General features: G+C 70.4%; 8 protein-coding genes. 1 reads left to right on the forward strand and 7 read right to left on the reverse strand.

What is annotated here, in order from left to right; all coding sequences use genetic code 11:
* Positions 1 to 219 (forward strand): hypothetical protein (locus VGF64_04250; protein ID HEY1633945.1); only part of this gene is annotated, 219 nt, incomplete at its 5' end.
* A 49-nt stretch (positions 220 to 268) separates the two neighbouring features.
* Here VGF64_04250 and VGF64_04255 read toward each other — a convergent pair.
* The 7 genes from VGF64_04255 to VGF64_04285 form a co-directional block, all read right to left on the reverse strand.
* On the reverse strand, positions 269 to 1,027 hold the full coding sequence (locus tag VGF64_04255) for an SDR family NAD(P)-dependent oxidoreductase (protein ID HEY1633946.1): 759 nt from the start codon (positions 1,025 to 1,027) through the stop codon (positions 269 to 271).
* Positions 1,024 to 1,452 (reverse strand): OsmC family protein, encoded by a 429-nt coding sequence (locus VGF64_04260; protein ID HEY1633947.1) that lies wholly within the window; start codon positions 1,450 to 1,452, stop codon positions 1,024 to 1,026. Before VGF64_04260 ends, VGF64_04255 begins: the two co-directional genes overlap by 4 nt.
* Positions 1,449 to 2,501 carry a DapH/DapD/GlmU-related protein gene (locus VGF64_04265; GenBank protein ID HEY1633948.1) on the reverse strand — a complete coding sequence of 351 codons (1,053 nt, stop codon included), beginning with the start codon at positions 2,499 to 2,501 and terminating at the stop codon, positions 1,449 to 1,451. Before VGF64_04265 ends, VGF64_04260 begins: the two co-directional genes overlap by 4 nt.
* Positions 2,502 to 2,525: 24 nt before the next feature.
* A complete protein-coding gene (locus VGF64_04270) occupies positions 2,526 to 4,169 on the reverse strand; it encodes an acetolactate synthase large subunit (protein ID HEY1633949.1) in 1,644 nt (547 codons plus the stop codon).
* A gap of 63 nt (positions 4,170 to 4,232) precedes the next feature.
* Positions 4,233 to 5,651: an NAD-dependent succinate-semialdehyde dehydrogenase gene (locus VGF64_04275; protein HEY1633950.1), complete on the reverse strand. Its 1,419-nt coding sequence runs from the start codon at positions 5,649 to 5,651 to the stop codon at positions 4,233 to 4,235.
* A gap of 136 nt (positions 5,652 to 5,787) precedes the next feature.
* The gene (locus VGF64_04280) at positions 5,788 to 7,752 is read right to left on the reverse strand and encodes a peptidoglycan DD-metalloendopeptidase family protein (protein HEY1633951.1); all 1,965 of its coding nucleotides are present in this window, start codon (positions 7,750 to 7,752) and stop codon (positions 5,788 to 5,790) included.
* Positions 7,727 to 7,907 (reverse strand): hypothetical protein (locus VGF64_04285; GenBank protein HEY1633952.1); only part of this gene is annotated, 181 nt, incomplete at its 5' end. The genes VGF64_04285 and VGF64_04280, both read right to left, overlap by 26 nt.

Genomic DNA, 7,907 nt, shown 5'->3' on the forward strand with positions numbered 1-7,907 from the left:
TTGCGTGAGGACGTCGTCTACCAGGACCTCGTGGTCCTCTTCTGGACGATCACGGATCTCGTGGAGGCCACTCGCCGCACCGCGCCGCGAATCTGGGAGCGTCACGTGGACCTCGTGCTCGATGGGCTCCGTCCCGGGCCGACCCGACCGCTCCCCGCTGCCGTGCCGGCCGCCAAATGGGACCACGTGGTGGCCGAGCGTCACGAGCGCATCGGCTGATGACCGGGTGTGGGATGTCCCTGACCCACGGGCCGCCAAGCGCCTCGGGCTACCGCTCCTGCTCCGTGGGGCGGATGAGCATCTCGTTCACGGCGACGTGCCTCGGTCGGGTGACGATGTAGACGATGGCGTCGGCGATGTCCTCGGCCTCCATCCTCTGCCCGAACTGACCTCTCAAGGACTCGAGGATCTCGGGCCGGTTGTGGCTGGCGAGCTCGGTCGCCGTCGCGCCGGGCTCGACCAGTGAGACGCGTACGTAGCGCTTCGTCACCTCTTGGCGCAGGGACTCGCTGAATGCTCCTACACCGTGCTTGGTCAGGTTGTACACGCTGCTCCCGCTGCGGACCACCCGACCGGCCACCGAGCTGATGTTCACCATGTCGGCGACATGGCGGGGGCCGTCCTCGGCGGCGCGGAGCAGGTGGGGGAGTGCGGCGTGCGCGCAGTAGAGGAGACCGAGCACGTTCAGCTCGACCAGACCCTGCCACTCGGCCAACGGCGCTCCAACCGCCGGTCCGAGCAGCATCACGCCAGCATTGTTGATGAGCGTGTCGAGTCGCCCAAGCTCGGCAACGGTGCGCGCAACCACGTCGGTCGCCTGCGGCTCGTCAGTGATGTCGGACTCGAGCACCGCCGCGGTGCCGCCCTGCTCACGGATGGTAGCGGCGAGGGAGTCCAGCCTGTCCCGGCGCCGCGCTGCCAGCGCCACGTTGGCGCCCTGGGCGGCGAGCGCGGTCGCGGCGGCCGCGCCGATGCCGCTGGACGCCCCAGTCACCAAGGCCACGGTGCCGTCCAATGACTGCGTCATCCTTCAGTGCCTTGCCGCATGGTCGTCGTGATGGGTGTACCGGCGCGGATGGCCCGCGTCACCGGGGTCCGTTCGGCGATGGACGCCAGACCCTCGCGTTGCTCGCCGGAGAGCGAGGGAGGAACCGTGATCGATCGCTCGATCGTGCCTCGCTGGTCGTCGTCGACGTCGTAACGCACCTCTACGCTGATGGTGCTCAGCTCCCAGCCGTGACGCTCGGCGTACATGCGAAGGGTCGTGGCCGTGCAGGCGGCCAGGGCGCTGGCGAGAAGCTCGAACGGCGATGGGCCGATGTCGCCGCCGCCGGCGCCAGCGGGCTCGTCGCCGAGGAGCTGGTGGGCGCCGACTCGGATGTCGACCTGGTAGGCGGGTGTGCTCGAGCCCGTGGAGCCGATGGCATGCGCGAGGTGACGCACGGTCGTCACTGGCCCGAGGGCCCACGATGGAGTACGGGAAGGTCATCGGGTCGCAGCGCCCAGGTGGGCGCTTGGAGCGGCTGGGGGAGTTGACCTACGGCGGTGGCCGGCAAGCCGTCGATGTCGGTAGCCGGCGCCAGTCGAGAGCGCTGCTTGACCACGGCTCCGGCGCGGACGATGGAGCCGGCGCCGATGACGCTGCCGTCGCAGACGATGGCGCCCGGCTCGACGACCGAGCCGGCGCCGATGTGACAGCCATGGATCATCGCACCGGGCCCGACGATGACCCCGTTCTCGATGATGAGCTCGTTGTCCGGCAGCAGGTGCAAGACCGTGTTCTCGAGGATCTGGACATCGTCGCCGATGCGGACCGGGCCGTGGGAATCACCGATGATCTTGACGCCGGCGCCGATGATCGTCCTCTGGCCGACTACGACGTCGCCGGTGAGCTCGGCGGTCGGGAACAGGGTCGCCGAGGCGGCGATGGTCGGCAGGGTGCCTCGGTAGGCGTACAGCTGACCCATGGCGATCGTCCCCTGTCTGTGCTCGACGGTAAGGGCGGTACGTTCCGGTACGGACAGGTCGCCGCCACGCAGGCCGGAGAGGCGACGGAGGTCGTCGGCGGTCGCTGATCGCACGACTCTCGCTGGTCGTCCGACGGCGACGACCTCGCTCGGCAGGGTCGTGCCGGGCGGCACGACAGTTCCCTCCCCAAGGAAGACCCGGTCGCCCAGCCGGGAGCCGGGCATCAGCGTCGAGGCGTTCCCGATCTCGCAGAGGTCGCCGACCGTTGCTCCGATCACCATGCAGCGGTGGCCGAAGGTGCTTCGGCGCCCGATCGTCGTCGGGATGGCCGCGGTGCCGACGACCACGCCGTTCTCGATCACGGCCGATCCGGTGCCGACCTCGACGCCTTCGTCCTGGGAGCGTATGACCGCGCCTTCGGCGAGCAACGATCCCTCTCCGAGGCGGGCCCGGCCCAGCACCACGGCAGAGCCCGCAATCTGGAGTGGACCGGCATCCCGGTTGGCGACGGCAGTGCCTGGTCCGACGCTCATGAGGCGCGAGCATAACGGGGGGCCTCAGAAGGGGCCGGTGAGCTCTCCGAGCATCGAGGTGAGTCGTAGGTTCTCGCGGTAGTCGACGGGGCAGGAGATGACCGACACGGTGTCCGAGTCCAGGGCCTCTCGCAGCGTGGGCAGGAGCGCTTGGGCCGAGCGGATGGCGTAGCCGCGGGCCCCGAAGCTCTCGGCGTAGGCAACCAGGTCCGGGTTGGTGAAGTCGGTACTGACGTCCGTGCCCGTGTCGAGCTGCATCTTCCATTTGATCAGGCCGTAGGCGTCGTCCTGCCACACGAGCACCGTCATCGGAAGGCGCTCCCGAACGGCGGTCTCGAGCTCTTGGGAGTTCATGAGGAATGCCCCGTCCCCGACGGCGGCGAGCACCCGGCGGTCAGGAAAGGCCAGCTTGGCGGCGACGGCGCCAGGCAGGGCGAATCCCATGGTGGACAGCCCGTTGGAGAAGAGGCAGGTGTTGGGCTCGTAGGTCGGATAGAGGCGGGCCATCCACATCTTCACCGCCCCGGTGTCGGCGAGCACGATGTCTCCTCGGCCCATCGCGGCGCGGATGTCGGCGACCAGCCGCTGCGGTTTCACAGGAAAGGACGCGTCTGACCCGGCCTCCAGCTCGCTGGCCAGTAGCGCCCGTATCTTCTCGTCGGCCGTGGCCACGGCGAAGCGATGGGAGGTCGCCGTTGCCAGTGCGTCCAGTGTCCGTCCCAGCTCGGCCTGGATGCCTACGTCCACCGTGTAGTGGCTGTCCACCTCGGCCGGGAACCGGCTGATGTGGATGATCCGCTTGTCGGCTTGGGGGTTGATCCGGGCGGGATCGAACTCCTGAAGCTCGTAGCCCACACAGACGATGACGTCCGCCTGATCAAAGCCGAAGTTCACGTAGTCGTGGGCCATGAAGCCCACCGCACCGAGGGCATTCGGGTGGTCGTCGGGGAACACGCCTTTGCCGTGGAAGGTCGTGGCGACGGGGAGGCCCAGCTCGGTCGCGAAGCCCATGAGGGCTTCTGAGGCGCCGGCGCGAGCCGCCCCGTGGCCGGCCAGCACGATGGGGGAGACGGCGTGGTCCAGCACATCGGCGGCCCGGCGGATCTGCGATGGCGACGGTTCATCGGGCCTCGGCACGTTCAGCTCGAGCGGCGAGAGGTCGGGAATGACCGAAGCGGCCTCGATGTCTTCTGGGACGGCCAGATAGACCGCGCCGGGGCGCTCGGCCTGGGCCAGCTTGAACGCCTTGCGGAACATCTCGGGGATCGCCTCACCGGTCAGCACGGTGGACGCCCACTTCGTGACCGGGGCGTACATGGAGACCAGGTCGACGCTCTGGTGCGACTCCTTGTAGATCCGGTTGAGGCCGACCTGGGCCGACAGGGCAACCAGGGGCGAGCTGTTGGTCGTGGCGTCGGCGACGCCGAGGAGCATGTTGATGGCCCCCGGGCCCAGGGTGGCGGAGCACACACCCGCGGCACCCGTGAGGCGGCCGTGGATCTCGGCCATGAAGGCCGCGGCTTGCTCGTGGCGGACCAGCACGTACCGAAGTGACGAGCGGGCGATCGCCTCGGTGAAGTGGATGTTCTCCTCGCCAGGTATGCCGAAGACGCAGCTGACTCCTTCGTGTTCGAGGCAGCGCACCATCAGCTCTGCTGCTGTGGCCATCTCACTCCTCTCTGCTGGTCGGTCGAACTCGGGACGGCCGTCGGTCCTCGCGGCGGTCGAGGCCTACTCGCTCGCCGTCGCCCGGTCCTCGTGCGGCCCGTCGGCAGCGTTGACGACAACGGCATGGATATCGACGAACTCGAAGAGTCCGTGGTGAGAGAGCTCGCGGCCGTAGCCCGAGTCCTTCACGCCCCCGAACGGCAGGCGGGGGTCGGAGACGGTCATGCCGTTCACGGCGGTGTGTCCGACCTCGAGGCGGGCGGCCAGGACCTCGCCGCGACCGAGGTCCGAGGTCCACAGGGCGCTGCCAAGCCCGTAAGAGCTGGCGTTGGCGAGCCCCAGCGCTTCGTCCGCGCCGGCGGCTCGCAGCAACGGGACGGCGGGGCCGAACACCTCCTCTTCGAGTACGGGCATGCCCGGTCGGACCTCGTCGAGGACGGTCGGCGCGTAGTAGAAGCCCGGCCGATCAGGGACGCGGCCGCCGAGCAGGACCCGAGCTCCCTGCGCCACGGAGTCACGGACCTGGCGGTCTACTGCGTCCCTCAGGTCCTCGCGGGCCAGCGGCCCGATCGTCACCCCCTCCTCGGTGGGGTCACCCAGCCGCAGCTCTCCTACCTGGGCGAGCAGCTTCTCGGTGAACGGGTCGGCGACCGCCTCCTCGACGATGATGCGCTTGGCGGCGATGCAGGATTGTCCGGTGTTCTGGAAGCGGCTGCGCGCCGCCCAGGCCGCGGCAGCGTCGAGGTCGGCGTCGGCGAGCACGACGAAGGGGTCGCTCCCGCCGAGCTCCAGCACCGTCTTCTTGAGGGCCCGCCCTGCCGCGGTCGCAACGGAGCGCCCGGCGCGGGTCGAGCCGGTCAGGGTGACCGCCGCCACGCGGCTGTCGGCGATGACGCCGTCGGTGACGTCGGCGGTGCGCCCGGTGTCGACGACCATCACCGAGAATGTCCCGGGCGGCAACCCGGCCGCGCCCGCGACATCGGCCAGAGCCAGGGCGCACCCGGTCGTCGAGGGGGCGTGCTTGAGCACCACGACGTTGCCGGCCGCCAGCGCGGGGGCTAGGGCGCGTACCACCTGCCAGTAGGGGAAGTTCCACGGCATGATTGCCAGCAGGACCCCTAGGGGCGTGGCGACGACCTGGGACCGTATCGCCTCTGTGTGCACCATTTCGGGCTCGAGCAGGGGCGGGGCGTGCTCGGCGAACCAGTCGCACGTGCGGGCGCACTTCGCCACCTCGGCCCGGCTCTCTGCCAGCGGCTTGCCCATCTCCTGCGTCGCCAGCAGGGCCAGCTCCTCCTGCCGCTCACCCAGCACCTGGGCGAGTCGGCGCAGGCTCTCGGCTCGTTGGGCGGGTGCGGTTCGACCCCACGTGCGGGCCGCGCTGTGGGCCTGATCGAGCAGGGCGTCCAGCTCCTCGGGCGTCGTCTCGTCGTACGTGATCAGTGGTCGACCGCTCGACGGGTCGACCGTCGTGACGCTCACGTGGCCTCCTCGCTCGCGATCAGCTGGCGGGCGGATATGCGGCGCCCTGGGCTCAGCCGATCACATGTCAGCCTTACGGTACCGGGAGCGCAGCCGGGCTCAGCGAGCGATAGCGGTCGTACCGACGAGCACGACCTCACCCACCGGTGGACCGGGCGACGACGTTGATGTAGTCGAGCATGGCCTGGCCCGCCCCCATGTGGCCGAGGGGCCAGAAGCCCATCTCGAGGTGGGGGCCCGTCGAGATGCCGACGATGCCGTAGCCGACGCTGGAGATCTGCTGGCCCTGGACGACCTGGGCGCCGACCGGGACGAGATCTGGCCCGGCGTGGCCGTAGTAGACGGTCTTTCCCGTCAGCGGGCCGGAGGTGATCTGCAACACCGGGGCGTTGGGCCCGAATCCGCCGATGCCCTCCTGGATGATGGTGCCCGAGCCCATGGCGTACAGGGGCGTGCCACCCGGCGCCGAGTAGTCCACCCCCTGGTCGACGCTCCCGTTCTTCAGGTACTGACGCGGCAGCGGCAGTCCGGCGCCGCCGGGTCCGACCACGCCTCCCGGGACAGCGAGGGAGCCGGCGAGGAGGTCGGCGGGGATGGGCGGGGGGAAGGGCGTGAGCATGCTGTTGCGCGTCGCGTCATCGATGGTGCCGGTCGGGGCAGTGGTCGCGGCCTGCTGGTACGCCTTCACGGCCGCCGTGGTGGGGGCGTCCCATTGTCCGGAGGCGGGGGCGGGGAACCCCAGGCCGGTGAGCAGCGCCTGCCAGCTCCTCACCTGATTGGCGGACATGGGTGCGGGGGCCGGCGGAAGGCTGAACTGCGGTGCGGCCTGGAGCGCGTCGAACACCGACTGACTGGCCGTCTCCCAGCTCCAGAAGGCGACGGAGGTGGCCTTCATGGCGTCCGCCGCTTCGATGAAGCCGAGGACCTGGTCTCGCGCCGGATCCGGGGCTCCCGGTGCAGGTGGTGGGGAGGCCGTCGGCATCTGATCCACCGGGATCAATGGCTTGCCCAGCGGGGCCAGGGCGCTCAGCGCCGGGTCGAGGTCGGCGTGGCCCGGTCCGGTGGAGGGATCCATGACGGCCACGGCGTCGAAGGGTGCGACCAGCTGGGCATAGGGAGAGGCCGGGGCCGCAGACGGAAGTGCCGGGACGGGGGGCAGGGGCCCGGAGGGCGCCCCTGCGGCGGACGCCGGACCAGGATGGGCGGGAACGGCGACGATGAGGGGGAGGTCGGGGCCCACGGCGGCCCTCAGACCGCTCCCGTACGTCTGAGCTGCCGACGCGTCGAGAGTGCCGTCCGGCCCCGGCGCCAGGTCCGCGACGATGCCGTCGATCCGGTCCTGGTCGGGGGTCGTGTAGGTGGTCTCCGAGAGCGCCCGGGCGATGTCTGCCTGCGGGTTGGTGAGGCTGGGCACGTCGGCGCCGTAGACCCGGATGTTGGCGGCATGGGCGGAGGGCAGGAAAGCGTCGAGGAAGCTCTGCTGGGCGAAGGTGCCTTCGCTCGACCCCAGGAGCACCACGACGTAGGTCAGTCCTGCGGCCTGGGCTCTGGTCACCATGGCATTGATGGCCGAGACGTCGGCCCCGTCGGTGGCGACGACGTAGCGCTGTCCGATGTAGGGCGAGAAGTCTCCCGTGCCCCACGGGGACGCGGCGACGGCGCGCGCCACGGCCTCGGCGTCGCGTCCGGTCTTCAGAGCGGCGAGGATCCCGCGGTACTGACCGTTCCTCAGGGTCTGCGCGCTCGCCCTGATGGCTGTCCTCCAGTCCGGATAGGACTTGACCCCGACGGAGTTCCACGTCGTCGACCCCGGGGCGGCTTGCGTCGTGTTGAGAGGGTTCAGGTGGACGAAGCCCCCCTCCGCCGCTTGCCACGCGTCGAGGGCCTGCACGTTGGCGCCGGTGTTCGGCTCGCCGAGGGTGGCCAGCAGCGCCCTCGAGAAGTCCGCCGGCGTACGAACGGCGGTATCCGACGGTCCCGGCTGACGCGGGGGCGCCCATATCCACATGCCCTTGCCAACCGGTGCCGGTCCCCTGAGGGCAGGGACGACGGGTCCGGCCTGAGGCGGCGCTGCCTCACCGACGCCCAGTGGGGTTGACACGGGTCCGCGCCCGGACGGGGTGGCGAGCCTCGGGCTGCCGGGTTGGCCAGCGCCGGGAGCGGTACCGCCCGAGCCGCTCGGCGTCGGCGGGGGCTGGCTCGGTGGCGGGGAAGAAGGAGGAGGATTGTGCGGTGGCTGCGTGGTCGAGGTCGTGC

This window comes from Acidimicrobiales bacterium (genome assembly GCA_036491125.1).
GTDB lineage: Bacteria > Actinomycetota > Acidimicrobiia > Acidimicrobiales > AC-9 > AC-9.